The organism is Bifidobacterium sp. ESL0819, assembly GCF_052606245.1.
Genome location: NZ_CP199587.1, coordinates 1,903,205 through 1,928,399, shown reverse-complemented (window position 1 = coordinate 1,928,399; position 25,195 = coordinate 1,903,205). Strand labels below are relative to the sequence as shown.

The 25,195-nt window shown below is 58.6% G+C and carries 24 protein-coding genes, 1 tRNA gene and 1 pseudogene; 9 read left to right on the top strand and 17 right to left on the bottom strand.

Annotated features, from left to right (window positions below):
- Positions 1–10: 10 nt before the first annotated feature.
- The 3 genes from ACUIAD_RS08115 to purT form a co-directional block, all read right to left on the bottom strand.
- On the bottom strand, positions 11–3,790 hold the full coding sequence (locus ACUIAD_RS08115; protein ID WP_445343275.1) for a phosphoribosylformylglycinamidine synthase: 3,780 nt from the start codon (positions 3,788–3,790) through the stop codon (positions 11–13).
- 78 nt (positions 3,791–3,868) lie between these two features.
- Positions 3,869–4,621, bottom strand: coding sequence for a phosphoribosylaminoimidazolesuccinocarboxamide synthase (gene purC / locus ACUIAD_RS08110; RefSeq protein WP_110452411.1), 753 nt, complete (start codon positions 4,619–4,621; stop codon positions 3,869–3,871).
- A gap of 77 nt (positions 4,622–4,698) precedes the next feature.
- Entirely contained in the window at positions 4,699–6,006 is a 1,308-nt protein-coding gene (purT, locus tag ACUIAD_RS08105; protein ID WP_110452410.1) for a formate-dependent phosphoribosylglycinamide formyltransferase, read from the bottom strand.
- Between the two features lie 135 nt (positions 6,007–6,141).
- Between purT and ACUIAD_RS08100 the strand changes: the two genes are divergently transcribed.
- From ACUIAD_RS08100 to ACUIAD_RS08080, 5 genes are all read left to right on the top strand, one after another.
- Positions 6,142–7,194 carry a methionine ABC transporter ATP-binding protein gene (locus ACUIAD_RS08100; protein ID WP_445343274.1) on the top strand — a complete coding sequence of 351 codons (1,053 nt, stop codon included), beginning with the start codon at positions 6,142–6,144 and terminating at the stop codon, positions 7,192–7,194.
- Complete coding sequence (locus tag ACUIAD_RS08095) at positions 7,191–7,871, top strand: methionine ABC transporter permease (RefSeq protein WP_445343273.1); 681 nt, start codon at positions 7,191–7,193, stop codon at positions 7,869–7,871. Before ACUIAD_RS08100 ends, ACUIAD_RS08095 begins: the two co-directional genes overlap by 4 nt.
- Positions 7,872–7,896: 25 nt before the next feature.
- Positions 7,897–8,778 carry a MetQ/NlpA family ABC transporter substrate-binding protein gene (locus ACUIAD_RS08090; protein WP_445343272.1) on the top strand — a complete coding sequence of 294 codons (882 nt, stop codon included), beginning with the start codon at positions 7,897–7,899 and terminating at the stop codon, positions 8,776–8,778.
- 33 nt (positions 8,779–8,811) lie between these two features.
- Positions 8,812–9,675, top strand: coding sequence for a MetQ/NlpA family ABC transporter substrate-binding protein (locus ACUIAD_RS08085; RefSeq protein WP_024626619.1), 864 nt, complete (start codon positions 8,812–8,814; stop codon positions 9,673–9,675).
- 76 nt (positions 9,676–9,751) lie between these two features.
- Positions 9,752–10,924, top strand: a complete 1,173-nt coding sequence (locus ACUIAD_RS08080; RefSeq protein WP_445343271.1) for a glycosyltransferase — start codon at positions 9,752–9,754, stop codon at positions 10,922–10,924.
- On the opposite strand, the gene ACUIAD_RS08075 is transcribed toward ACUIAD_RS08080, so the two are convergent.
- From ACUIAD_RS08075 to ACUIAD_RS08060, 4 genes are all read right to left on the bottom strand, one after another.
- Positions 10,921–11,697, bottom strand: coding sequence for an ABC transporter permease (locus ACUIAD_RS08075; protein ID WP_445343270.1), 777 nt, complete (start codon positions 11,695–11,697; stop codon positions 10,921–10,923). The genes ACUIAD_RS08080 and ACUIAD_RS08075 overlap by 4 nt on opposite strands.
- Positions 11,694–11,981 (bottom strand): hypothetical protein, encoded by a 288-nt coding sequence (locus ACUIAD_RS08070; RefSeq protein ID WP_445343269.1) that lies wholly within the window; start codon positions 11,979–11,981, stop codon positions 11,694–11,696. Before ACUIAD_RS08070 ends, ACUIAD_RS08075 begins: the two co-directional genes overlap by 4 nt.
- Before the next feature lie 373 nt (positions 11,982–12,354).
- Positions 12,355–13,119 (bottom strand): ABC transporter permease, encoded by a 765-nt coding sequence (locus ACUIAD_RS08065; protein ID WP_445343268.1) that lies wholly within the window; start codon positions 13,117–13,119, stop codon positions 12,355–12,357.
- On the bottom strand, positions 13,116–14,048 hold the full coding sequence (locus ACUIAD_RS08060; protein WP_445343267.1) for an ABC transporter ATP-binding protein: 933 nt from the start codon (positions 14,046–14,048) through the stop codon (positions 13,116–13,118). The genes ACUIAD_RS08065 and ACUIAD_RS08060 overlap by 4 nt, the downstream gene beginning before the upstream one ends.
- Positions 14,049–14,206: 158 nt before the next feature.
- On the opposite strand from ACUIAD_RS08060, the gene ACUIAD_RS08055 reads away from it, so the two are divergent.
- Together ACUIAD_RS08055 and ACUIAD_RS08050 are read left to right on the top strand one after the other, a co-directional pair.
- On the top strand, positions 14,207–14,899 hold the full coding sequence (locus ACUIAD_RS08055) for a response regulator transcription factor (protein ID WP_445343266.1): 693 nt from the start codon (positions 14,207–14,209) through the stop codon (positions 14,897–14,899).
- Positions 14,900–14,956: 57 nt separating this feature from the next.
- Positions 14,957–15,856 (top strand): sensor histidine kinase, encoded by a 900-nt coding sequence (locus ACUIAD_RS08050; protein ID WP_445343265.1) that lies wholly within the window; start codon positions 14,957–14,959, stop codon positions 15,854–15,856.
- Positions 15,857–16,031: 175 nt separating this feature from the next.
- On the opposite strand, the gene ACUIAD_RS08045 is transcribed toward ACUIAD_RS08050, so the two are convergent.
- From ACUIAD_RS08045 to ACUIAD_RS08000, 10 genes and pseudogenes are all read right to left on the bottom strand, one after another.
- The gene (locus ACUIAD_RS08045; RefSeq protein ID WP_110452403.1) at positions 16,032–17,081 is read right to left on the bottom strand and encodes an NAD(P)-dependent alcohol dehydrogenase; all 1,050 of its coding nucleotides are present in this window, start codon (positions 17,079–17,081) and stop codon (positions 16,032–16,034) included.
- Between the two features lie 263 nt (positions 17,082–17,344).
- Positions 17,345–18,370, bottom strand: a complete 1,026-nt coding sequence (locus ACUIAD_RS08040) for a threonine aldolase family protein (RefSeq protein ID WP_445343264.1) — start codon at positions 18,368–18,370, stop codon at positions 17,345–17,347.
- 87 nt (positions 18,371–18,457) lie between these two features.
- Positions 18,458–18,727, bottom strand: a pseudogene (locus ACUIAD_RS08035) (NAD(P)(+) transhydrogenase (Re/Si-specific) subunit beta); the annotation flags it as partial.
- A gap of 209 nt (positions 18,728–18,936) precedes the next feature.
- Positions 18,937–19,848, bottom strand: a complete 912-nt coding sequence (locus ACUIAD_RS08030; RefSeq protein ID WP_445343263.1) for a hypothetical protein — start codon at positions 19,846–19,848, stop codon at positions 18,937–18,939.
- A gap of 524 nt (positions 19,849–20,372) precedes the next feature.
- Entirely contained in the window at positions 20,373–20,609 is a 237-nt protein-coding gene (locus ACUIAD_RS08025; protein WP_445343262.1) for a hypothetical protein, read from the bottom strand.
- A 1-nt stretch (position 20,610) separates the two neighbouring features.
- Entirely contained in the window at positions 20,611–21,039 is a 429-nt protein-coding gene (locus tag ACUIAD_RS08020) for a hypothetical protein (RefSeq protein ID WP_445343261.1), read from the bottom strand.
- A 539-nt stretch (positions 21,040–21,578) separates the two neighbouring features.
- Positions 21,579–21,654: transfer RNA gene (locus ACUIAD_RS08015), tRNA-His, on the bottom strand.
- Between the two features lie 120 nt (positions 21,655–21,774).
- Positions 21,775–22,233, bottom strand: coding sequence for an ASCH domain-containing protein (locus ACUIAD_RS08010; RefSeq protein ID WP_445343260.1), 459 nt, complete (start codon positions 22,231–22,233; stop codon positions 21,775–21,777).
- Positions 22,234–22,248: 15 nt separating this feature from the next.
- Complete coding sequence (locus ACUIAD_RS08005; protein WP_445343259.1) at positions 22,249–22,791, bottom strand: DNA-deoxyinosine glycosylase; 543 nt, start codon at positions 22,789–22,791, stop codon at positions 22,249–22,251.
- Positions 22,788–23,783: a YwiC-like family protein gene (locus ACUIAD_RS08000; protein WP_445343258.1), complete on the bottom strand. Its 996-nt coding sequence runs from the start codon at positions 23,781–23,783 to the stop codon at positions 22,788–22,790. The genes ACUIAD_RS08005 and ACUIAD_RS08000 overlap by 4 nt, the downstream gene beginning before the upstream one ends.
- 112 nt (positions 23,784–23,895) lie before the next feature.
- Between ACUIAD_RS08000 and ACUIAD_RS07995 the strand changes: the two genes are divergently transcribed.
- Together ACUIAD_RS07995 and rpsL are read left to right on the top strand one after the other, a co-directional pair.
- On the top strand, positions 23,896–24,264 hold the full coding sequence (locus ACUIAD_RS07995; RefSeq protein WP_445343831.1) for a DUF488 domain-containing protein: 369 nt from the start codon (positions 23,896–23,898) through the stop codon (positions 24,262–24,264).
- Between the two features lie 557 nt (positions 24,265–24,821).
- Positions 24,822–25,193, top strand: a complete 372-nt coding sequence (rpsL, locus tag ACUIAD_RS07990) for a 30S ribosomal protein S12 (protein ID WP_015022141.1) — start codon at positions 24,822–24,824, stop codon at positions 25,191–25,193.
- Positions 25,194–25,195: the final 2 nt, after the last annotated feature.

Below are 25,195 nucleotides of genomic sequence, written 5' to 3'. Positions count from 1 at the left end.
GTCCTTTCCTCTAGGCGGCAAAGTAGTCCACTCCCGACTGGAAGAGCGGCTGCAGGGGGCCTGTCGGCACATTCAGATACAGGTCGGGACCGCTGCGTTCCGTGTGCCCCATCTTGCCCAGCACTCGGCCGTCCGGGCTGGTGATGGCTTCGACAGCCATGGCTGATCCATTGGGGTTGACCAACGGATCCATGGAGGGGCGGCCCTGTTCGTCTACATACTGGGCTGCCACCTGCCCTCGCTCGATCAGGGTGCGCAGGAGGCTGGGCTTGGCCACGAACCGTCCTTCGCCGTGGCTGATGGGCATGGTATGGATATCACCCACCCGGCAGGTACTCAGCCAGGGTGAGCGAGTAGAGCTGATCCGCGTGTGGACCAGACGGCTCTGATGACGGCCGATGGCGTTGACGGCCAGAGTGGGGTCCTCGGACGAGCCCGTGACGATTTTGCCGTAGGGAACCAGGCCCAGTTTGATCAGAGCCTGGAAGCCGTTGCAGACGCCCAGAATCAGCCCGTCCCGGTCCTGCAAAAGCTCCTGGAGGGCATCCGCGACCTGGTTCGAGCGCAGGAAGGATGCCACTAGTTTGGCCGAACCGTCGGGCTCATCGCCGCCGGAGAAGCCGCCGGGCAGCATGAGTATTTGGCTGTTGCGGATGGCCTGGGCCAGGCGGCGGGAGCTCTCGGTCACGTCGTCGGCATTCAAGTTGCGGATGACCACGGTATCCACCTGAGCTCCAGCGTCATGGAAGGCTCGTGTGGAGTCGAACTCGCAGTTGGTGCCGGGGAAGACGGGCATGACCACCTTCGGTCGGGCGGTATGGAAAGCCCCCTTGGTTCTGTGCGCTGCAGGCCTGCCGGACTCACGGTCGGTGCGACCGATAGTCGGCACCGGGTCGCCTTGGCCTCGGTATGGGAAGATGCCTTCCAGACCCTTGGCACGGATTTCCTCAAGCTCTGCCAGGTCCAGATCCTCGCCGCCGCAGCGCAGACGGTAATTCTGGCTGGTGTGTCCCAGGAGACGCAAATGCAGGCTGGAATCCTGAATGAATAGGGGCTCTGGACCTGAGGTCTCCAGAATGAAGCTTCCATAGGCTGGGCGGAAGAGCGCCGATATAACGGTGTCTGACGCCAGATCCAGTCCGATCCTGTTGCCCAGGCACATCTCCATCAGGGACTGGGCGATGCATCCGTAGCCCGGAGTGGCTACAGCATCCACCAGGCCCTGGCTGATCAGCGTCTCCGCCTGGTCCATGACTGTTCGCAGACTCTGCGGATCGGGCAGCAATCCTTCCTTCTGGTATTCAGGTGCCAAGAGATAGATCCGACGGCCCGCGGCCTTGAACTCAGGGGAGACCGCATCCTTGACTTGCCCCAGGGACACGGCGAAGCTGATCAGGGTGGGCGGCACGTCCAGGTCCTCGAAACTGCCGGACATGGAGTCCTTGCCGCCTATGGCGCCCACTGCCAGGTCCAGTTGAGCCTGGAGGGCGCCCAGGACGCCGGCCACAGGCAGACCCCAGCGCCTGGGGTCGTCGCCGGGCTTTGGATAGTACTCCTGCAGACTCAGATGGGCCCGGGAACGGCTGAAACCAGAGGCGACCAGCTTGGCCAAACTTTCGACCACGGCTAGGTAGGCGCCGGCGTATGGATCCCGACTGCTTATCCAAGGGTTGAATCCCCAAGTCATGGCCGAGGCGGTGGTGGTGTGTCCGTCCACCGGCAGCTTGGCGACCATGGCCTGGGCCGGAGTCAGCTGTCGGGCTCCGCCGAAAGGCATGAGGACGGTGCCTGCGCCGATAGTGGAGTCGAACTGCTCGGCCAGACCCTGCTGGGAGCAGACGTTGATGTCTGTAAGCAGGGCCCTCATGCGTGCGTCCAAGCTGCCTTGGACCTCGAAGGGAGCATGGTAGGGAGCAGGAACCGCTACATGGGCATCGGCCTTATGAGGGGCGCCATTAGAGCCTAGGAAGGATCGGGGGATATCTACGATGGTTTCTGATCGCCAGATCATCCGCAGTCGGGGTTCTTCGGTGACCTTGGCGATGACAGTGGCCTCAAGGTCCTCCTGACGGGCATATTCGATGAAGGCGGGTGCGTCTTTGGCCGCCAGGGCCACAGCCATGCGTTCCTGGCTCTCGGAAATGGCGATTTCGGTCCCGTCCAGCCCCTGGTACTTGAGTGGCACCCGGTCCAGGTCCACCTTCAGGCCGTCCGCCAACTCGCCCACGGCCACGGCCACACCGCCGGCTCCGAAATCGTTGCAACGCTCAATCAGCCTGGCTGCCTCTGGTCGGCGGAAGAGGCGCTGGAGCTTGCGCTCCTCAGGGGCATCGCCCTTCTGCACCTCGGCCCCGCAGCGTTCCAGACTCTGTTCGTCCTGGGACTTGGAAGCTCCTGTGGCGCCGCCGATTCCATCGCGGCCGGTCCTCCCGCCCACCAGGATGATCAGATCGCCGGGTGCAGGCCGATGGCGGATCACATGGTCGGCCGGGGTGGCGGCCACCACAGCACCCACCTCCATCCGCTTGGCCGCATAGCCGGGGTGGTAGATCTCACGAACCTGCCCGGTGGCCAGCCCTATCTGGTTGCCATAGGAGGAGTAGCCATCGGCTGCCTGACGGATGATCCGGCTCTGGGGCAGCTTGCCCGGCAGAGTCTGATCCAGTGGCTGACGGGGATCTGCCGCACCGCTGACCCTCATGGCCTGGTAGACGTAGCCCCTTCCGGACAAGGGATCGCGGATGGCTCCGCCGATGCAGGTGGCTGCGCCTCCGAAGGGCTCGATCTCTGTCGGATGGTTATGGGTTTCATTTTTGAAGAGGAAGAGCCAGTCGCGGTCCTGGCCGTCCACGTCGACCTTGGTCCGGATAGTGCAGGCATTGACCTCTTCGGACTGGTCCAGGTCGTTCAAAATGCCACGCTTCTGCAGATACTTGGCTCCAATGGTGGCCATGTCCATCAGGCATTCCGAGCGGTCCTGGCGTTCCAGTTCAGCGCGGATTGCCCGGTAACGCTCCAGCGTGGCGCGAGCTCGGGGGTTGTCCGCCTCGATTCTCTCCAGCCTGGTGTTGAAGGTGGTGTGCCGACAGTGGTCGGACCAGTAGGTGTCGATCACCTTGAGCTCAGTCAGGGTGGGATCACGCTTTTCCTGGCGGTAGTGGTCTCGGCAGAAGCGGACGTCAGGCAGATCCATGGCCAGGTCCAGCTTGCCGATCAGCGCTTCCAGTTCAGGATCGTCCAGATTGCGGAAACCGTTTAATACAGGCACTGGATCCGGATCCTCGTCAGGCATGGTCAGGGTCTTAGGCTGTTCCAGCCCCACTATCCGTGAATCGACCGGATTGACCAGGTAATTGCGGATGGTTTCGATTTGCTGGACATCCAAGTCGCCATGGAGCAGATAGACGGTTGCCGTGGCCACCAAGGGGCGGGCGCCTTGGCCGACCAGCTGGACGCACTGGGCTGCGGAGTCGGCTCGCTGATCAAACTGACCGGGCAGAGGAGCCACGGCGAAGAGCCTGGGGGAGTCCAGCGACGGCAGGTCTTCGTCGCTTTTCATGCGCAGGGCCTGCTCCAGTTGGGTGGACACCAGATCAGTCTGGGGCTGAGCGAAGACCGTGGGCAGGCAGCGTTTGAAGAGGTCTTCGTCGATTCCTTCCAGATCGTAGCGGTTGATCATGCGCAGGCCGGTGAGCCCTTGTACTCCCGGCAGGGTGCGCAGCTGTTCGGCAAGCCTGTCGGCGGCCTGGTCAAAGCCCCGCTTTTTCTCGGTATAGACACGGAAGAGCACAGTGGATCCTTTCGCGATGGACTGGTTGGGGACCAATGAAAAACCCGGAGGCGATATGCTCGCTTCCGGGTCGACCGATCAGCTGTTCGGTTGGCTTTCGCGCTCCTCCAATTCGGTCAGTCCGTCCAGAATGGTCTGATAGGCCGGAATGATGCTGCCGAGGTCCCTGCGGAAGATGTCCTTGTCCAGGTGGGTAACCTGGCCGTCATGATTATTGCCGATCGCCCAGAGCCGGCAGGTGTCGGGGGTGATTTCGTCGCCGAGAAGGATGATGCCCGATCCAGTTTTGCCCATTTCGATCTTGAAGTCCACCAGCTCCACGTTGATGGCGCGGAAGATGCCGGTCAGCGCCCCGTTGATCTCCCGGGTCTTTGCGGCGATGATGTCCAGATCTTGCTCAGTGGCCAGTCCCAGGGCCAGAATGTCGTCCCGGTTGATAAATGGATCTTCCAGGGGATCTGATTTGTAGAAGAACTCCAGCACCGGCTGTTTCAAGGCAGTGCCTTCCTTCACCCCGTACCGTTGGGCAAAGGAGCCTGCAGCCCGGTTGCGCATGACGATCTCCAGGGGGAACATGTCCAGCCGGCGGTTGAGCTGCTCGGTGTCGGAGATGCTGCGGACGAAGTGGCTGGGGATGCCCCGACGGGCCAGCAAGGAGAATATCACCGTGGTGATCCTGTTGTTCAGTCTGGCCTTGCCTTCGATATTGGCCTTCTTGGCCCCGTTCCCCGCGGTGGCCTGGTCAGTGTACTCAACCCAGAGTATGTCCGGATCATCCGTCTCGTACAGTTTCTTGGCCTTGCCTTGATAGCGCATTCCCAACTTTTCCACGGTTCGCCTTCCTCGAGTTTGTTGCGAATTGGAAACTTCTGCACTGCTTGGGACACGACCACCATAGCAAGCGCAGGTTACATCCCCGCGCCTACTCGGGGTTTCAAATCGCTGGCCACGGCATCAGCGCGCTCGGTGGCAGTCTGCAGGTCCGGCCCCAAGGCCAGCGCCACGCCCATGCGTCGTAGACCATGTGCTTCGGGCTTGGAGAAGATGCGCAAATCAGTGCCAGGGTGGTCCAGGGCCTGCGGCAAGCCTTCGAAACTGACCGGCCCCTGCCCCTTGACCAGGATGGGTCGGCTGACGGCACATGTGCCTTCCGGCAGATTCAGAGCCAGATCCTCCTGATGAACGGGAATGCCCAGGATGGCTCTGGCGTGAAGATCAAACTCGCTGAGCCGCTGGGAGATCATAGTCACCATGCCAGTGTCATGCGGGCGCGGAGCCACCTCGTTGAAGAGCAGCGAGCCGTCGCGCAGGACGAAGATCTCGACTCCGTAGATTCCCCAACCCGTTTCGGCGCTCTGGCGGGCCAGGGATGTCATGGCCTGAACCAGCCGGGTTGCCATGTTCCGGGCCTGCTGCAGGATGTCGGGATTCAGATCCGCCGGTTGCCAGGAGAGCCTGTAGTCCCCGTCCTCCTGACGCTGTCCGATAGGCATGCAAGTGGCCACTCCGGCAGAGGAGGCCACAGTCAGAACGGTCAGCTCATGGGCCAGGGGGGCCAGGGCCTCCACGATGACCTCGGCCTTGCCTTGGTGCTTGGTAGCTGCCCGGCCCTGGGTCAGTGCCGAATTCCAGGCTTGGGACAATCCTCGGCTGCTTCTTACCAGGGTCTGCCCGTGGCCGGAGGAGCTCATCAGGGGTTTGACCATGCAGGGGTAACCCACCTGGTCCGCCGCACTGGCCAGCTCTTCGGGGGAGTCGGCGAAACGGTAGGGAGTGGTAGGCAGGCCCACCTGCTCGTGGGCGAAGACGCGCAGGGCTCTGCGGTCCATGCACATGGCCGCAAGAGGGGCTGCAGGCACTACCTGAATGCCTCGGTCCGCGGCGCTGGCCAGGCGATCAGTGGCGATGGCCTCCACTTCGGGCACGATCAGATCAGGCTGGACCTGTTCGATCAGGTCCTCCAGAGCCTTCGGATCGCTCATCTTCACCTGGTAGCCGGCATGGGCCACCTGTGTGGCGGGTGCGCCAGGGTAGGAGTCTGCTGCACCTACCCAAGCCCCCAGTCGCATCAGGCTGATGGCGATCTCGCGGCCGAGTTCGCCAGCTCCCAGGAGAAGGACTCGTGTGGGTCTTGGCCCTAGAGGGGAGCCGAACGGCCGCTCCTCTGGATTGATGGTGTTGATAATCCGCTGCTGACCGGATGCGCTCATGGCCATATTCTGCCACTCACCCGTAGACCAATGATGCGGTTTATGGATACATGCCTATAAACGACATCTATAGAGGCCTTCTTGTCCGCTGGCCGTCGGGACGATTACCATGTCAGGCAGTCGACCAGGGAAGGCGGGAACGTGAGCGAGCGGACACCGGCGGTGCGGATGGAGCACCTGACCAAGACCTATCACAGCGACGACGACGAAGACAAGACGGCACTGGCCGACATCGATCTGACCGTCGAGACTGGGGATATTTTTGGCATCATTGGACTGAGCGGGGCGGGCAAGTCCACACTGGTCCGCTGCATCAACGGGCTGGAGGATTATGATTCGGGCAGTGTCAAGGTCCGTGGCCGCGAGGTCAAGGATCTGGCTCCGGCCGAGCTGAGGGACTTGAGACGTCGCACCGGCATGATCTTCCAGCACTTCAACCTGATGCCCTCCAGGACGGTGGCCGACAATGTTGGCCTCCCTCTGCGTGGGAGCGGCCGTGACCGCGCATCTCGAGGGGCCCGGGTTTCCGAGCTTCTGAAACTGGTAGGACTGACTGAGCTGGCCGATCACTATCCCGCCGAGCTCTCCGGCGGACAGCAGCAGCGCGTGGCCATCGCCCGAGCTTTGGCCAACGAGCCGGATATCCTGCTCAGCGACGAGGCCACCAGCGCACTGGATCCGACCACCACGCGCTCCATTCTTCAGCTGCTCCGTGATCTGCACGACCAGCTGGACATCACGGTGGTCATGATCACCCACGAGATGTCGGTCATCCGCCAGATCTGCAACCGGGTGGCAGTCATCGACCAGGGCGTCATCGTGGAGCAGGGCCGGGTCTTTGATGTCTTTGCAGACCCCAAGGCCCAGCTGACCAAGTCCTTCGTGGCCACCACCTCCAACCTGGACAAGGTCAAGGATCTGATGGCAGCCGATTCGCCTTTAGTGGCCTTGGAACCCGGGCAGATTCTCATGCGCATGTCCTATGTCTCCAAGGAGGTCTCCGAGGCTCTGGTCTCCACCATCAGCCGTCGCTACAACCTGGATGTCAACATCATCTTCGGCGACATCGATGTGGTGGAGGGGGCACCCCTGGGAGGATTGGTGGTCAGGATGGGCGGCGACCCGGAAAATATCACTCAGGCCATGGAATACCTGTGCTCGCGCAACATCGGAATCGAGGTTCTCAAGTCATGACGTCCCTGCTTACCGCCTGGTTCCCCAACGTTATGAGCCGGTTGCCGGAGTTCTTCAGCAGCATGGTCCAGACCCTGGTCATGGTCGGCGTCTCAGGGGTGATCTCCTTCCTGTTCGCTCTGGTCATTGGGGTGGGGCTGATTATCAGCCGACGTGATGGCATCCGTCGAAACGGACTGGTATTCACTATCCTGGACAAGCTGATCGACCTGTTCCGCTCCATCCCCTTCATCATTCTGGCAGCGGCCCTGGTGCCGGTGACCAGGATCCTCATGGGCACGGCCATCGGCCCCAAGGGGGCAATCTTCCCGCTGGTCGTGGGCATTACGCCTTTCTTCTCGCGACAGATCGAGTCGGCCCTTGCCGGTCTAAATCCCGGGTATGTCGAGGCGGCAGAGTCCATGGGCATGACCACCTGGCAGATCATCTGGCATGTCTACCTGCGTGAGGGCATCCCCTCCATCATCCGGGTGACCACCATCACCATCGTCAGCCTGGTGGGCGAGACCGCCACCGTAGGCATCGTGGGCGGCGGCGGCCTGGGTGACTTCGCCATCCGTCTGGGCTACCAGCGGTCCATGAATGACGTGACCATCGCCACCATCATTGTGCTGGTCATCTTCATCGCCCTGATCGAACTGTTCGGCCGGCTTCTGGCCGAGGTCGTCGAACACTGAGCAACCCGGGAAAGGTCAGATTATCGTGGTCGGTCGTAGTCGGGTCGTCAAAAAGAACAAAGCCAAGGTCCAGCTGGCGGCGCTCAGCCTGGTCATCGTCCTCCTGCTGGCGTTGGTGGTCGGTACCGATGTCCGCCTGAACCAGGTGGGCGACGATGTCAAGGTCGTCAAGGTCGGCGTCATCGGCAGTTCGGACGATCAGATCTGGAAGGCCGTCCAGGCAGAGCTGGATCGGCGGGGTGAGCACATCAGGATCGAGCTCAAGCCTTTCCAGGATGCCATCTACGTCAACCAGGCCACGTCCAACCGCGAGGTGGATTTCAACGCAGCCCAGCACTATGCCTACCTGGAGGACGATGTAAGGACCAACCACTACCAGCTGGCCGTGCTTGGCAATACCTACATCTCGCCCATGAACCTCTACTCGCAGCGCTATGCCAAGCCCTCGCAGTTCCAGGACGGCGACCGGGTGGCCATCCCCAACAACGCCACCAACATGGGCCGTGCCCTGAAGGTCCTGGCCGATGCCAAACTCATCGGTCTACGCGACCCCAAGGCCACCAACCCGCTGCCCGAGGATGTGGTGGACAATCCCAAGCATCTGAGTATCGAGCAGGTGGATCCGGCCGGCATCCTCAATCTGCTGCCCGACTATGCGGGCGGGGTCACCAACGCCAACTTCGTGGTCGATGCAGGTCGCAGCGTGCATGATGCCATCCACGAGGTTCCCTACGATCTGCAAAACCCGGCAAATAAGCCTTACATCAACATCATCGTCACCACCAAGGATCAGCGGGACAACCCCACCTACGCCGCAGTGGTACGCGCCTATCATTCCAAGCCCGTGGCCGACACCATCGTTCGGGTCTACAAGGGCGCCTGCCTGCCGGCCTTCAAGGTTTCCTGATGCGGTAGGTTCTATCAATGAAGGAGGACGGATATGAGCACCAGAAGAACCAGGGCCAAGCGAGAGCTGGCGGCTGTTTCGGTCGTCATCCTGGTGGTCGCCGTCCTGATGGGCGTGGCCTATGTCAAGGTCAACCAGCCCGAACGCGGCCAGCGGGAGATCAGCATCGGCCTGGTGGGCGATGCCGATGAAGAGATTTGGAAGGCCGTTCAGCACGAGTTGGACCAGCGCCGGGCCGGCATAAAAATCAAGCTCCGCTCCTTCCAATATGGGCGCTACGCCAATCAGGCGCTGTCCAACGGGGAGATCGACCTGAATGCCTTCCAGCACTACGCCTTTCTGGAGCAGGAGTCCAAGCAGCACGGGTACCGGTTCGCAGCCATCGGCGACACCTACATCTCACCCCTCAACCTCTACTCAAAGAAGTACAGGAGCGTTGACCAGATTGGCTATGGCGAGCGTCTGGCCATACCCAGTGATCCCATCGATCTGGGTCGATCCCTGAAGGTGCTTGCCAGCGCCGGGCTGATCGGTCTGCGGGACCCCAAGGCCACCACGCCGGTTCCAGAGGACATCGTCGACAATCCGCGTGGGCTGGTCCTGGACCAGGTCGATCCACCGGGAATCGTCAAGGTCCTGCCCGACTATGCGGCCGGCATCACCAACACCAATTTCATCCTTGATGCCGGCATGAAAATCCAGGATGCCATCTACCAGGTGCCCGGTGATCTGAAATCGCCAGCTAATCACCCCTATGTCAACATCATCGTGGCCAGGCAGGCCGACAGAAATGACTCCGCATACAAGGCCCTGGTCTCCGCCTATCACAGCCGATATGTGGCTGATGCCATCAACCGCTACTACCGTGGGGCGGCCGTCCCGGCCTTCTCCTACTAATAGTGGGTGCAATCGGGTCGTCGCCCTTTTTGGTCCGGCCCAAAGCTGCTAATGATGAACAGCAGGGGGAAGGCTGATGAGGGATCGTGGTCGCCTGACGCTGGCCCTTGTTCTGGACTCCTTTGGCAACAGGGGCAACGGGACTTCCAACTCCGCCATCCAATACGCCCAGGGTCTGGAAGCGCTGGGGCACCGGGTCCGCCTGGTGGGGGTGGGCTCGACCGAGTATCCGGCGCGAGTGCATCGAATTCCTCTGGTTTCTCGTGTGGCGGCCAGACAGCAGATGAGCTTCGCTCGTGCCGATCCGGAACTTTTCCGAAGGGCTTTTACCGGTGTTGACCTGGTCCATATTTATGAGCCCTTCGCCTTCGGCCGGGCCGCCCTGTCACAGGCCAGGTCCATGGGCATACCGGTGACCGCCGGGTTTCATATTCAGCCTGAGAACATCACTTATTCCGCAGGCCCATTGCGCCGGCTGCCCGGGGTGGATGCGGCCATCTACCGGCTCTTTCGGTTCTGGCTCTACGACCATGTCGGGCACATCCACGTTCCCACTCAGCTGACGGCCGACCTGCTGCGCTCGCATGGGTACAAGGCCCATCTGCACGTCATATCCAACGGATACCAGCCCAGGTTCAACCCTGGTGACCGATACGAGCGGCAGCGATCCGGTCGGTTGATCCAGGTCGTGGCCTCTGGCAGGCTGGCTCGGGAAAAGGATCATCTGACCCTGATCCGTGCCTTGGCCTTGTGCAGGAACAAATACAGGATTCGCTTGACCATAGCAGGTGCAGGTCCTATGGAGCGCCGGCTGAGAACGGAAGCCGCCCGGCAGCTGGCCGGCATGCAGGTTTCGATTGGATTCCATCAGAACGCGACCATGCCTGATCTGCTCAGGCAGACCGACCTGCTGGTTCACCCGTCTATCGCGGATCTGGAATCCGTCAGCGTCCTGGAGGGGATGGCCTGCGGCGCAGTCCCGATCATCGCCCAGTCTGATCTGAGCGCCGCAGGACACTTCGCCCTGACGCAGCACTCGCTCTTCCCGGTCGGCAGGGCCCGATCCCTGGCTGAGCAAATCGATTGGTGGATAGACCATCCTGATGTCCTAGCAGTCTGGTCTAGACGCTATGCCGAACATGCCAAGGAACACTACTCTCTGGATACCTCCGTCAGGGCCTTTGCCCATATGGCTGTGCAGGCCGTCAGCGATCAAGAGCCGGACCAGGTGCAGTCTAACCTGGCTTAGATTTCCTGCTTGGATATGATCAGAGCCGACCCGAAGATAGCCACCAGGACCACGCCCACGGATACTCCGGCATAGATCCAGACCTGATCGGCCGTCAGAGTGTTCAAGACAATCTGTTCGCCGAACCCGACGAAGTCGAAGTATTTCAGCCATTTCCATTTCGCAGTGAACTCCACGATGCCGATCAGCATGGGCCATATCACGATCACTACTGCTGGGATGACCAGGGATTTGGTAATGATCAAGAGGATAATGCCCAGGCTGATGATGACGGAGATGCAGAAGCCGACCGATAGGGTCATGATGGCCAGATCATTGCCTAGGATGGCCCAGCTGGCTCCTGGATTTCTCCCTAGGGCCAGTCCGGTGATCAGGATGGTGATGAAGTAGCACAGGGTCAGGAGGACGATGTCAATCAGAATGGTCATGTACTTGCCGAGGATGAACTGTATGCGTGAGATGCCTGATGTCAGCGTGTTCTTCAGAGTGTGCTGGCTGTATTCCGCGCCAATGACAATGACGAAGACCGCGATGTAAAAGTAGATCAGGGACGTGGCGGAGGCGGAACCTGCTTGCAGGCCTGTTCTGACAGTCCAGCCTTGGCGTTCGATTGCCAACAGTTTATGAGCGTATTCTTCGCCCCCGATGGTGATTCCTATAGTGGTCTTGCGCCATGTGGCCACTATGCCGAGGGCCACTGTGGCAATGAGCAGAATCAGCATGCCGATGGAGCGTCGCTGCCTGTAAAAGTCGGCCTTGATCTGGTTAATCATTGTTGTCTCCTCGACTCTTGAGAGTCTTTGTTGAGCAGATCCGCGAAATAATCCTCCCGCGATCCCTTCTTCTGCCTGATCAGAATATGATGGTCGTCAAGGACTTGGAAGGGGCCGATTCCCTGGCGATCCAGGAGCATGGCGGCCCTGGAGCTCTGGTCCACGTCTATCAACAGTCCATTTTGATTGATCCGATCCAGTTCATCCTTGTCTACCTCCTTGATCAGTCGACCGTGGCTGATGAATCCGAACCGGGAGGAGACCAGGTAGAGTTCGCTCAGCATGTGACTGGAGATGAGAGGAGATGAGAACGGTCGACCAGCGCTCCTTGTTGAGCCTGTCCAGCTGATTCCAGTCGTGGCCTCTGGCAGGCTAATCCAAGAAAAGGATCATCTGACCTTGATCCGTGCCCTGGTCTTGTGCAGGAACAGACGCAGGATCAGCCTGACCATAGCAGGCACAGGGCCCATGGAACGCCGACTGAAGGCGGAAGTTTCCCGGTAGCTGGACAGTATGCCGGTCTCGATTGGATTCCATCAGAACGTGACCCTGCAAAGGAAGATTACCTCCTGGACGCCTCCGTCAGGGCCTTTGCCCATATGGCCGTGCAAGGCCGTCAGCGATCAAGAGCCGGACACAGGTGCAATCTAACCCGGCTTAGATCTCCTGCTTGGATATGATCAGGGCCGATCCGAAGATAGCCACCAGGACTACGCCTGCGGATACTCCGGCATAGATCCAGGCCTGATCGGCCTTCAGAGTGTTCAGGGCGATCTGTTCGCCAAACCCGGGAAAGTCGAAGTATTTCAGCCAGTTCCACTTAAAGGCATACTCCACAAGGGAGATCAGCATGGGCCATATCACGATCACTACTGCTGGGATGATCAGGGATTTGGTAATGATCAAGAGGATAATGCCCAGGCTGATGATGACGGAGATGCAGAAGCCGACCGATAGGGTCATGACGGCAACATCCTTGCATAGGATGCCCCAGTCTACCCCCGGGTTTCGTCCTAGGGCCAGTCCGGTGATCAGGATGGTGATGAAGTAGCACAGGGTCAGGAGGACGATGTCAATCAGGATGGTCGCGTACTTGCCGAGGATGAACTGTATGCGTGAGATGCCTGATGTCAGCGTATTCTTCAGAGTGTGCTGGCTGTATTCCGCGCCAATGACAATGACGAAGACCGCGATGTAAAAGTAGATTAGAGACGAGGCGGAAGCGACACCCGATTGCAGGCCTGTTCTGACAGTCCAGCCTTGTCGTCCGATTGCCAACAGCTCTTCGCCTCCGATGGTGGGTCCCATAGGGGTTTTGCGCCATGTGGTCACTATGCCGAGTCCCATAGTGGCAATGAGCAGAATCAGCATGCCGATGGATCTCCGCTGCCTGTAAAAGTCGGCCCTGATCTGGTTAATCATTGTTGTCTCCTCGACTCTTGAGAGTCTTTGTTGAGTAGATCCGCGAAATATTCCTCCAGCGATCCCTTCTGCTGGCTGATCTGATTGACCAGGACGCCTTCCTGAACCAGAAGACTGTTGATGGGGCCCGGCTCCAGATTCTCTTGCCTGATCAGAATATGATGGTCGTCAAGGACTTGGAAGGGGCCGATTCCCTGGCGATCCAGGAGCATGGCGGCCTTGGAGCTCTGGTCCACGTCTATCAACAGTCCATTTTGATTGATCCGATCCAGTTCATCCTTGTCTACCTCCTTGATCAGTCGACCGTGGCTGATGAATCCGAACCGGGAGGAGACCAGGTAGAGTTCGCTCAGAATGTGACTGGAGATGAGAATGGTCGTCTGACGCTCCTTGTTGAGCTTGTTCAGGAGTATTCTGAATTCCATGATTCCTCCCGGGTCCAGGCCGTTGATGGGTTCGTCCAGAATCAGGAAATCTGGTCGGGTGAGGATGGCCATGGCCAACCCCAACCGCTGACGCTGGCCCAGAGAGAGGTGACCGGCCCGAGTCTTGGCCTTTTCGCTCAGGCCGACGAAGTCGATGGTCTGTTCGATGGCTTTGTCGTCGGCCAGCCCGTGCTGGATGGTTGTCAGTTTCATGTTCTGGACGACGGTGAGTTTTTTAAAGGCGGCGGGAGCCTCAATGACCGATCCTATCCTGCTCAGTATGCGGCTGTTCTTGCCAATTGTGTGCCCCATCAGCCTTATGGTCCCCTTCTGCATGGGGGAGAGCCCTGTGATCAGACGCATCAGAGTGGTTTTGCCAGCGCCGTTCTCGCCGATCAGTCCGTAGATCTCGCCCTTGCTTATGGAAAGACTGAGATCGTCCAGTGCTTGGAAGCGGCCGAACCGTTTGCTGACGTGGCTAATATCCAGAATGGCATCGTCCATGGAGTTCCTTCCTCTATGTCCTTACCGTAAAAATCTAAAGCGCCTTTCTTAAGTGCTTGGCTAAGAAATCATTAAGAATTGCATAAATCCGATTGGGCGAAGCTGGCCTCGTTAGGCGACTTCAGTAACATGAGAGTGACCTGTGAAAGGAAGAAAGTATGCCGACGATTCTGGTCGTGGAGGATCAGGAGGACATCCAGTCCCTGCTCAAGGATGTGTTGGGAGGGACCTACCGAATCATCCAAGCGACGACGGGCGCCCAGGCCTTGGCCCGCTTCCAGCAGGAGGAACCCGACCTGATCCTTCTGGATCTGATGCTCCCCGTAGTCACCGGAGACAGCGTCCTCAAGGCCATTCGGCATATGTCGTCGGTGCCGGTCATCATTCTCACGGCCATACAGGACAAGACCAGGACCGTCAGCCTCTTGGAGCAGGGCGCCAATGATTATGTGACCAAGCCTTTTGACGTCGACGAGCTGCGAGCACGCGTACAGGTTCAGCTGCGACAATCCGGGGCGCTGAAAGTGGATACAGATACAGCAGGTGAATCCGCCGCCAAGATTTGTTTCCAGGGGATCGAGCTGGACCGGATGGAGCACACGGTAAGCGTTGACGGGCACCGGGTCGATCTGGCCCGCAAGGAATTCTCCATTCTTGAGCTTCTGATGGACCATCCGCATCGGGTTTTCGAGAAGGAGGACCTCTACAGGCAGGTTTGGAACCAGCCCTATATCAATGCCGAGAACACTCTCAACGTGCATCTGAGCACCTTGCGGACCAGTCTGAACAGATACGCCGGCAGTCAGCACTACATCGTGTCGGTCTGGGGCATCGGCGTACGCCTGGTCTGAATTCTGCTGGAGGGGGAGAACGATAAACAAGAGGTCGTCGGAGGTGAACTCGTGAAGGTGGTTGCACTTGTTCTGGGTCTTGTCGCCCTCGCCTTGGCGATTGGCCTGATAATGCTGACTACCGACCTCAAACGGATCAGTGATGATCTGGACTTCATCAACCATGCCGACACTAATGCCTTGGTAACCACTGGGTCCAATATCGGGCTCATCCGCACTCTGGCGCATCAAATCAACGGTGTTCTGAACAAGACCAGACGGCTGCAGATCACCCAGGCTGAGCAGAGCAAGCAAGTCCGGCAGATGCTGACCAACCTAACTCATGACATCAAGACCCCTTTGACCGTGGCCAGGGGATACGCCCAGCTGCTCAAGGAGGGATCGGCTGAACAGGAGCAATTGGGCAAGATCCTCAACAACCTGCAGTCGGTGGATCATTATCTTCATTACCTGATGGATTTCAATCTGATACAGGAGAAGAGCGTGAGCCTGGATCTGACCAGGGTGAGCCTATCGGAACTGGTTCAACAGGAGCTCTTCAACGCTTTCGATTCTTTGACTGCGCGGTCAGTCACGGTGGAGCCCAGAATCCAAACTGGTGTGGAAATTACGACGGACCAGACCATGATCAGTCGAATAATTCAGAACCTGATCGGCAACTGGCTCAAGTATGCGGAGGAATCAGCCTGGGTGGACCTGCACAAGGGTGAAGACGGGCGGATTCATCTGGACTTCGGCAACAAAACCAAGGGCGGAGCCGTCGATGTGAACAGGCTCATGGAACGGTTCCAGACCGATGACCAATCACGGACCAAGATCAGAAGCACAGGTCTGGGTCTCAGTATTGTCGACTCCCTGGTGGATTCGCTGGGCGGTTCCATGAGCTTGGAAGCCAGCAGGGGTATTTTCTTGGTCCACTTACTACTGAGCAATGCTCCACAATTGAACGCACTGTAAATAACGCAGGCTTGGGTGAACTTGGTGAGATGCTGTGGCCGGTCACGGTCTTCATGACGAGACCATGACCGGCCATCAGCGCGTGTAGGCGAAGAACGGTGTCAGTACATGAATCTGATTGTGCTTAAATCCGGTCAACGGATAAGCCGCTTCTCCGTCTACGTTCAAGGGAAAATCAAGCCTTGGTGTGGGGAACTACAACAGCCCTGGCCGAGAGCTTGTTGTCGACCAGCTTGTGGTAGGCATCGAGGGCATTGTCCAGCGAGTAGGTTTCGATCTCGGTCTCGATCTGGCCGTTGCGATACATGTTGGCCACATCGTAGAGCTCAGGGATGGAGCCCCAGTAAACGCCAAGCAGCTCCTGCTCCCAGGGCTTGGAATACCAGTCGTATTCCGCCTTGCCGCCGGCGATGCCGACCACGGTCACCCGGGATCCCGGGCCACCTGAAGCCTGTGCGGCAGCAATGGTCGGGGCCACACCCACGAAATCGAAGGCGGCATCCACGCCCTCGCCATGGGTGATCTTCCTGATGTTCTCCACCTGGTGCTCGTCGCTCATAACGGGAATGGCGCCCTTGGCCTCAGCCTTGGCCAGAGCTTCTGGCTTGGTGTCGGTGGCGATCACGGTAGCGCCGGTCAGGGCGTGCAGAATCTGAATGGCGATCTGGCCCAGGCCACCCAGGCCAATGACCAGAGCGTACTTCCCGCCGCCGTTCAGGTGGGGCATGGCAGCCCTGATGGCATGGTAGGGTGTCAGAGCTGCATCAGCCAGGGGTGCGGCGCCAATTGGATCTGCATCCCCCAGAGGAACCAGGTTGCGGGCCGGAACGGTCATGTATTCGGCCATGCCACCATTGCGGCCCAGTCCCAGGGCCAGAGATTTATTGGTTGCGGCGCTGGAGCAGTAGTTCTCCTGGCCAGCTACGCAGTGGGGGCAGTGGCCGCATCCGGTGGGCCCATAGACGATGTAGGCATCGCCCTTCTTGAATCCCGTGACATCGGGTCCTACCTCTTCGACCCAGCCGGTGGTCTCGTGTCCCAGAATGAACGGCGGCTTGGTGTGGCTGCCGGTTTCAGGGGTGTAGTCCTGGAAGACGGAGACGTCGGAATGGCAGCAACCTGCCCCAGCCACCTTGAGCAGGACCTCGCCGCTCCCGGGTGTCGGCTCCGGCACTTCCTTAAGGGTGGGGAAGGTGTTGAACTGTTCGAAAACAACGGCTTTCATGGGTTTCCTTTCATCATCGAAGCTTATCCGCCCCTGTATGCGGGGCGGGAATGTCTGCATCAGCATCGGTGCAATAAAAATATTAACGAATGATAACTATGTACTCACCTTGAAAGGGTGTGATATGTCCGACAGTATGGGACCGCCAGGCCTGCACGCCGGATACGAAGACATATACACGTAAATACCCCTCCCCTAAGGTGAATTGGCAGGGGAGGGGTGTCAGAATGATCAGGGACTTGCCTGGATTAGCGTGGGCGGCCTTAAAGCAGATTGATCAGAGCCTGGGTGTCCTCGGCTGTTGTCGCCCAGGAGGTCGCTAGTCGAATTACTGTGTGAGCGGCATCGCTGCGTTCCCAGAAGTCGAAAGCGACCTGCTTGGACAGCTCCTCCATGCGCTCATTGTCCAGGCGGACGAAGGTCTGGTTGGTGGGGGCGTCCATGACAATCTGGTACCCCTTCTCACGCAAAGCCTTTTTGATCATCGCTGCCTTCTGGATGGCGTTGCGGCTGATGCGCAGGTAGAGGTCATCGGTAAAGAGAGCGTCGAACTGCACTCCCAGGAGTCTTCCTTTGGCCAGGAGTGCACCTCTTCTTTTGATCATGGTGCTGAAATGCTCGGGAGCGTTCCCTCTGGGGAAGACGACCGCTTCGCCGCAGAGTGCGCCCACCTTGGTACCACCGATGTAGAAGACATCGCAGAGACGGGCTATATCCGTCAGGTCGATGTCGGTTCCGGGGGCTACCAACCCGTATCCCAACCTGGCCCCGTCCAGGTAGAGCGGAATCTTGTATTCCCGACAGGTCTGCGAGAGATCCTCCAGCTCCTGGAGGGTGTAGAGAGTTCCATACTCTGTGGGATAAGAGATGTAGACCATGCCTGGGAAGACCATCTGCTCATGGTTTTCGTCGGCGTAGAAGCCTTCCAGGAAGGCGTTGAGATCCTCTGCGCGGATCTTGCCCTGCTCGCCGGGGATGGTCAGGACCTTGTGACCAACGGCCTCAATGGCGCCGGCCTCATGAACGTTGACATGTCCCGAATCCGCGGCGACCACTCCCTGGTAGGACTTCAGCAGGCAGGAGGTGACGACCTGGTTGGTCTGGGTTCCTCCGGCCATGAAATAGACCTGGGCCTGGGGGCAGCCGCAGGCCTGGGCGATCTTCTGAGCTGCGGAGGAACAGTACCGATCCTTGCCATAGCCGGGAAGGCGCTCCATGTTGGTGTCGATCAGCCGTTGCAGGACTTCGGGGTGGGCGCCCTCGGAATAGTCGTTGACAAATGACAGCATATAAGTCCTTCCGGTTCGACGATAATTGGCTAGGGGCCAGCCAAGCGGTTTCTGAGCCATGGCTCTTACAACAGCATATGCGACGGGTCATCCAGCTGATGCTCTGTCGATGAGATCCTTGGCGGATGCGATGATCACCTGAATGCTGACCTTGGCAGCGTTGAAGAGCTTCTGGGTGTTTGGGTTGAGGTAGAGCCCGTTCTCGCGATGCCTGCGTATCCCTTCTCTTGCCTCGCTTAAGGATGACAACATGCTGTGACTTGTCAACGTCCAGGATGGCATGCCAGATACTGTGGTCCCTGATCGGCGGGCTGCCGCGTTGGTCGCGTCATTGACGCCGACCACCAAGGCGATGTTCTTGATGGCCAGCTGCTGTGGGGGTTGACCATGCAAAGGGCGCCACGCATCCATAAGAATGATGAGCGGCGCCCTGAGGCGCAAGACCTTAGCGAATAGAACGCTTTGCCTGATCAATTCATTGATCTGCAGCGGTAATTCTCACATCCGTGGCCAGTCAGCCTTTCTAGCCTTGTGCGCCGTTTCAGATCCAGGCTCACTGCAGTGTCTTATTCCTCCCCCTCGCGCTTATCATTCGCCACAGGATTCTGTGGCTTGGACTGCAGCGGATTGTGATGGTAGATAAGGGCGAAGGCAGCCAGGGTCTCGATCATGCTGGCGATGATCCAGGCTATGACGATGGCGTTCTGATGTTTGCTGACTGTTCCCATTCGGGTGAAGATGAAGACATCCATGATGAAGGTTTGAAGGACCAGAAGGACCGTAGCCACAACCACCGTCCTGGTGTGCCTGTCCGCCTCCGTTCCTTCTCCCTCCGGTTTGCCGGGAGACTTGAAGCTGGCGTATGAGAGGAGCCAGATGCCGATTCCGAAGAGGACAGCGGCAAGAGGCAGGGAGAAGAAGATCGGCATGGTGCTCAGGCTGAGGCCCAGAGCTGCGACCAGGACTGCCGAGGCCAGGCCCAGATAGAAGGAATCATGGTTTTTGGCCTGGTGCGGTTTGGCAGGTCTACTTTCGTTGGTCGGCTGAGATGGTTTGTTTGCAGTAAATTTGCTCGATTCGCTCGGCTTGTGGTCATGGGAGGGGCCATGCTCTTTGTCTGCGTGGCTAGCCTGCGCGTGGTCAGCAGCTACGGCCTGTTCCTGTCTATTGTGTATTTCAGGTTTGCCATGATCAGCATTCTTGCCGGGTGAGTCCTTGCCCTCCCTCTCGCCTATGTGTTCTGGTGCAGGCTTTTGCTTGGGGGCATCTTCGGCTTGGTGTTCTTGTCTGACGTTCGCATTGCTCCCAGGTTTTGGCATGCGGTTCTTGTCGTTCATTGTTGTTTGCTCAGAGCTCTCCCGGGTGTCGTTGCCCAGTGAGGAGTCGCCCTCGTGCCTCTTCTGCTGGTTGCCCGGTATTCGCGATTGCTCATTCCTGCCTTGGTTCTTATTCGCACGTTCGTTTCGATTGTTGCTCATCTGACCCTCCAGGCTCGTTCTTCCCCGATACTTGCGGCAGGTCTGCCGGCGACCTGCTTATTTTCAGGAAGCAACCTCCGTTGAGGCCAGTTTATGTGTCCTTTTCTCATAAAAGCGGCATTGACCGGCATCAGGTCGACATCATTGCGTTTTTGACCTTTTATGGGTGGAGCATTGATGGCTTGACTAAAGGAATGGGCTGCGAAAGCGCTGGATTCGCGCGTAGCAGCTAATCCACATGTAGGTCATCTCGTCCATCTTGTCCTTCTGCATCTCTTGCTGATACCCTTAATACATCGATAGCGCTGTAATATATGATGGGAATACTCGACTCTTCGCGCAATGCCGGCCGTCACTCGCCATCGGTCTGGAGTTGATCGTAATGGGGGTTGCCGCTGTCCGTCCATGTAGGCTTCGGTCAGCAGGTCGACCATCCATCCCAATTGCTCGGGTGTGAGCTGGATCCGATCCCAGTTGGCTGAGAAGGTGCCGCCGAATTCACCGACCATGTTGTATTGCTTGGCCTACGCGATCTTAAGCTCATGCCGGCGCTGCTGTGCGTCCAGGCCGTCCATGCCCTCCCCAGTGGGGACCTCGCTCATGCGCTGGCAGTGATCTGGGTAAGGCTCATCGGAGTCGACCATCCAGTCGCGGCTCTGTTTGCGGGCGGTGCGCAGGCCGCCCCGGCAGGCCAGCTGCCGGGTGACCACTGCGGCCTTGCCGTGCATGGCCGCATACTGTGTGATGGGGATCATGGCCATGTCAGTCCCCCTGCCCGGGCAGCGCATCCGAAGCGGCTATGATGGCACGGAGGGGCTCCTGGTGGTCGATCCACCATGATGCGGATGCCTGGGCCTTGAGCCAGGCGATGGCGCTGGCCACTGCTTTCTGATTTTTAATGGTCCCGCGCTCGTCCCGGGCGTCGTGGTCCTTCTGCGCCTCGTCCTCCATCCTCATCAGCATCTCCACGATCTTCTCGCGTATGTCGGCGGCGCGAAACACCTGCTCGTCGCTGCCTTCAAGCGCGGGCAGGCTATCAAGCTCCCAGCGGACCTTCGCCGCCCAGCAGGCTGGGCAGTCGATGGTCCTGTACCGGGCGATCTTCTTCTTGCGCCTCCCGAACAAGTTGATGCCCTTGATCTCCACCGTGTCCGTATGCCCGCACCTGTAGGTGATGCGGCAAAGTGCCATCTTGTCCTCCTCGATTGTGTGTACCCCTGCTGATGCCTATATTGCATCGCTAACGATGTGATGCAAGGTGGGGATATTCGGACGCGTCACACTAGGGCGGCGACCTCCCGGCCCTACTCATATCATCATATAAGTCCGGCCTATCATCCATAGGTATAGTCTATATCTCCGATGACATCTCCTAGATACCTCAAAACAACCCCGGCTATGTGTCCGCCTCCGACGACGAGCGGGAGCGACTGACTTTCCTTTTGCTCAAGCGCCTCGACCAGCTCATCGACCAGGAGCAGCAAGCCGGACTCAGCGAACAAGACCGCGAGCGCCTGGCAGTCATCCACCAGCAGATCAGAACCGACCTAGCTGACATCAGATATGGTGCCTCTGAGAGGACCGGCGGAGAAATCGAGCGCAGACACGGGGCGAGCTGTTAACCTCGTTTTGCCAAGTTTGGGTCACATATGGGTCACACGGATTGATGTCGATGGTGTTTTTAGGATTTGAGAAACCCCTGTTTCCAAGTAGGGAGTAGGGAGGTGAGGTGGGGTGGCTAACGCGGCTCGAACGCGCGACCTCCTGAACCACAATCAGGTGCTCTACCGACTGAGCTATAGCCACCATAATGAATTGACCCGCATCGCAGATCAATGCAACAGATGAAACTATACACGATGGCATGACGTGGCACGCCGGTGAGGTGCGACCCATGCCTAAAGATCGTGCTTTGTCTTTGAACCTTCAGTTCACGACCATGGCCTCTACATAAAAAGTCTCCAGCACCACCAGGGTCTGATCATCGACGGTGAAGTCGGGATCATCCAGTGCCTGCAGCATGTTTTCTGAGGTCCAGAAGGACTCATGAATCTTGCGCCACTCAGTAAGGGTTTTATAGCCTTCTCCTTCATTCAGAACATGCTGCAGCGTGACCAGGCCGAGTCGGGTCACGCTCACCGAGACATATCTAAGGAGGGCAACCGGCTGGTCATCTGAGTTCAGCAGAACTGTTCGTCGGCCGGAGGAGGGGGGTGGCTCATGATCATGGATGAACTCTGCCATCAGGCTGGTCGTAGCAGTTTTACGCCCATCAAGGATCGCTTCCACTAGACGATTACGTTCTGGACCGGGGAAGGCGAATTCATCCTTGGAAAGGTTCCCGACATCTCGGGTTTTGACTGTCGGTATTTGTCTATTGGCCATAGTCGATGCGACTGCCTAGCTTTCTGGTTCTCTTTCATCGAGTGCTTTTCTTATGGGCTGGTAGGCCTTGATCAGATCGACCAGGCTCATAGCGGCATTGGCAGGACTGGTCGACGGCAGATTGATCACCGTCGGCCGATCCCCCTTTTCCTCCAGTTTCGGCAGACAGTAGCGACGGTAAAGCTGGCCGGCCTTGCGACCAGTAGTGAATATGGTGCCTATGGGTGCGCGGTCCAGCAGGCTGGCAATGTTGTTAGGCACCACCCCGGTGATTGAAGCGTCGGAGGCGCCGTGGATGTCGCATTCTTGGATGACATCCCAGAGTGCTATGCCGTGATTGAGAGCAAATCGAGCGCGGACAGCCGGATCCGGCGCTGGAACAGGCTGGTCGAAAAGTGCGGCCAGTACAGGCCAGAAACGGTTGCGCGCAAACATATAGTAGAAGCCAGCCTCGCGCGAACTCGGGCTGGGAATGGATCCCAGGATCAGCACACGGGACTGACTATCACAAACAGGTCCGAACTCGTGCTTGACATGCGTGGCTGCGGTTGCAGTCATGCGTTGAGTAGGTTTGTCAGAGCCGCAGTCATCACGTCAGCCTGTGCAATCACCAGAATGAAGACCAGCAGGCTGGTCGCACATTCGACCAGGCCCACATACTTGATGGGAATGCGCCGCCGACGGGAGATTGCGGGCAGCAGGGCTGCACGAATCAGCAGAAGCAGGGCTGTTAACAGAGGCCACCATCCCGCAGTGCGCGCCATGGCGACTCCGATCAGGCAGAGGGCCAGGTTCCAAGCCAGAGAAAGCATGTAGCACCAGGTCTTGCCGCGCTCGCGGATCATGGTCTTGACGAAGATGACCGAACCGAACTGGGTAACAGCGAAGACAGCCGCGCTGACTATGCCGATTGAAGGCAGGGCAGCGCTTGGGAAGAATCCGCTGCCGAAGCAGTCCACAGCAGGATTCGGCTGGCATCCGAAGTATCCGGCGTTGACGCTTCCCTGACCCGGTCCCGGCTTCTGGAATCGTGACCCTAGCGAGATGGCGATCAGACAGAGGGTGCAGGCCGCAATCACGGCAATTATATCGTTCCACCAGGAGCGTTCCGTGCGCATCCAGGCGGCGGCAAAATTCAGCACGCCTAGGACCAAGTAGAGCGGGGCCCATCGCAGGAGCCCAGGGGTGTCGATCAGCAGGAATAGCCCGGTCGCGGCCGTGAGCAGGGCGTATCCCAGAGCTGGTGGTGCGAATCTGGCAGCCCGATGCGAAACCATCCATCTTGAGCCAGTGAATTCGAAGCAGTAGCAGAAAGCCCAGGCGACCATGAGCAGCAGGCTCCTCCAGGTCGGGCCTCCGACCAGCAGACCGGCCAGTCCCGGCATCAAGGCCATGGCCCATCCGCCTATCTGGTCGGGTATCCATAGCCGCCGCTGTCGTGCTTTGGGTCCTGATCCATTCATGTCTGTCGATTTGCGGGCTTGAGGGTTTGGTCTGCTGCCGTTTGACCCGGCGGCCTTGCCCCTGTCTGCGTCTGTAAGCATAATCATCAGCCTACGCCCTGGTATGGCTGTCGCAGCTTCTTCCTTAATGCGGATTCGGACAATATCATGGTCCAAGGAGACATGAATCACACAAGTCCCTGGGTTCAGGAGGCAGATGATGGGTCAGGTGGATATCAAACGCGTATACGAGCAGGCGGCTGACGAGGATGGGGTCCGCATCCTGGTCGACAGGCTCTGGCCGCGCGGCGTCAGCAAGCAGCGGGCAGCCCTGTCCGGCTGGCTTAAAGACATCGCTCCCAGTCCGGACCTGCGGCGCTGGTGGCATCATGATCCGGACCGCTTCGAGGACTTCGCCCGCCGCTACCGTACTGAGCTGGATGAGAATCCTGCCTTGGAGGATCTGCTGAGCATTGTGCGTGAACATGATCGGACGACGCTGGTCTATGCGGCCAAGGATCCAGCCGTCAACCATGCTCTGATTCTGCGCGACTATATCCGGCAGGCTCTTGAGAAGGAAGACAGGTAGACGGCTGACCGTCCACGAATTCCAGAGCATTTCGGGACGCTGGCGCTTATATGCCAGGACGCTGACATTTATGTTTCTGGCATTTATCTGTGCTGATTTAGTTAGATATGCATTCCTTTATATTCCGACACTTGTAACGCTTATGTAGCAGGAATCTGAATCTGTTACAGGCAGGCACCCGATTACCGGGATTTATAAAAGTATGGTATGCAAAAAGCCTGTTGGAGGTCTGCTGCAGGGGCCTTCCCAATGACGGTTCCCGGCATCACAGTGAACAAAGCCTAGAGCATACAGACACGTGCGCTGTGAAACGATGTCTGGCACGGTGATATACTTTTCATCGTGTGTGCCGACAGCACACCTTATGTCACAGGTGAGTTTGTCGGGATATCCCCGAATCCGAAGATTGCAGGCAGCAATGTGCGGCAGGAGGATCAGGGGCCATCGGGCCGGTGGACAGTGGCTGATCTCTCCTTTTGGGAGCGACTGCGGCTGCGGTGCAGCGGTCTCGCAGTGCAAACGAAGACAAATTCATCGAAGGAATCGGAGAGAGTCAGTTGCCAACAATTGAACAGCTCGTCCGCAAAGGGCGCAAGGCCAAGCCTCGCAAGTCGAAGACTTTGGCACTCAAGGGCAGCCCGCTGCGTCGCGGCGTGTGCACCCGTGTCTACACCACCACCCCCAAGAAGCCGAATTCGGCTCTGCGGAAGGTTGCCCGTGTCCGTCTGAGCTCCGGCATTGAGGTTTCCGCCTACATCCCCGGCGAGGGCCATAACCTGCAGGAGCACTCCATCGTGCTGGTGCGCGGCGGACGTGTCAAGGATCTGCCCGGCGTGCGCTACCACATCGTGCGCGGTGCGCTGGATACCCAGGGAGTCAAGGATCGCAAGCAGGGCCGTTCCCTGTACGGAGCAAAGAAGGCCAAGTAACA

What these genes read in the sequence shown, in the direction of transcription:
- ACUIAD_RS08095 (WP_445343273.1), top strand. Translation starts at nt 7,191, where the DNA reads ATGACGTCCCTGCTTACCGCCTGGTTCCCCAACGTTATGAGCCGGTTG.
- purT (WP_110452410.1), bottom strand. Translation starts at nt 6,006, where the DNA reads ATGGCCATGAGCGCATCCGGTCAGCAGCGGATTATCAACACCATCAAT.
- ACUIAD_RS08060 (WP_445343267.1), bottom strand. Translation starts at nt 14,048, where the DNA reads ATGGACGATGCCATTCTGGATATTAGCCACGTCAGCAAACGGTTCGGC.
- ACUIAD_RS08075 (WP_445343270.1), bottom strand. Translation starts at nt 11,697, where the DNA reads ATGATTAACCAGATCAAGGCCGACTTTTACAGGCAGCGACGCTCCATC.
- ACUIAD_RS08055 (WP_445343266.1), top strand. Translation starts at nt 14,207, where the DNA reads ATGCCGACGATTCTGGTCGTGGAGGATCAGGAGGACATCCAGTCCCTG.
- ACUIAD_RS07995 (WP_445343831.1), top strand. Translation starts at nt 23,896, where the DNA reads ATGGGTCAGGTGGATATCAAACGCGTATACGAGCAGGCGGCTGACGAG.
- ACUIAD_RS08070 (WP_445343269.1), bottom strand. Translation starts at nt 11,981, where the DNA reads ATGCTGAGCGAACTCTACCTGGTCTCCTCCCGGTTCGGATTCATCAGC.
- ACUIAD_RS08005 (WP_445343259.1), bottom strand. Translation starts at nt 22,791, where the DNA reads ATGACTGCAACCGCAGCCACGCATGTCAAGCACGAGTTCGGACCTGTT.
- ACUIAD_RS08025 (WP_445343262.1), bottom strand. Translation starts at nt 20,609, where the DNA reads ATGGCCATGATCCCCATCACACAGTATGCGGCCATGCACGGCAAGGCC.
- ACUIAD_RS08000 (WP_445343258.1), bottom strand. Translation starts at nt 23,783, where the DNA reads ATGATTATGCTTACAGACGCAGACAGGGGCAAGGCCGCCGGGTCAAAC.
- ACUIAD_RS08080 (WP_445343271.1), top strand. Translation starts at nt 9,752, where the DNA reads ATGAGGGATCGTGGTCGCCTGACGCTGGCCCTTGTTCTGGACTCCTTT.
- ACUIAD_RS08040 (WP_445343264.1), bottom strand. Translation starts at nt 18,370, where the DNA reads ATGCTGTCATTTGTCAACGACTATTCCGAGGGCGCCCACCCCGAAGTC.
- ACUIAD_RS08020 (WP_445343261.1), bottom strand. Translation starts at nt 21,039, where the DNA reads ATGGCACTTTGCCGCATCACCTACAGGTGCGGGCATACGGACACGGTG.
- ACUIAD_RS08085 (WP_024626619.1), top strand. Translation starts at nt 8,812, where the DNA reads ATGAGCACCAGAAGAACCAGGGCCAAGCGAGAGCTGGCGGCTGTTTCG.
- ACUIAD_RS08010 (WP_445343260.1), bottom strand. Translation starts at nt 22,233, where the DNA reads ATGGCCAATAGACAAATACCGACAGTCAAAACCCGAGATGTCGGGAAC.
- ACUIAD_RS08030 (WP_445343263.1), bottom strand. Translation starts at nt 19,848, where the DNA reads ATGAGCAACAATCGAAACGAACGTGCGAATAAGAACCAAGGCAGGAAT.
- ACUIAD_RS08065 (WP_445343268.1), bottom strand. Translation starts at nt 13,119, where the DNA reads ATGATTAACCAGATCAGGGCCGACTTTTACAGGCAGCGGAGATCCATC.
- ACUIAD_RS08045 (WP_110452403.1), bottom strand. Translation starts at nt 17,081, where the DNA reads ATGAAAGCCGTTGTTTTCGAACAGTTCAACACCTTCCCCACCCTTAAG.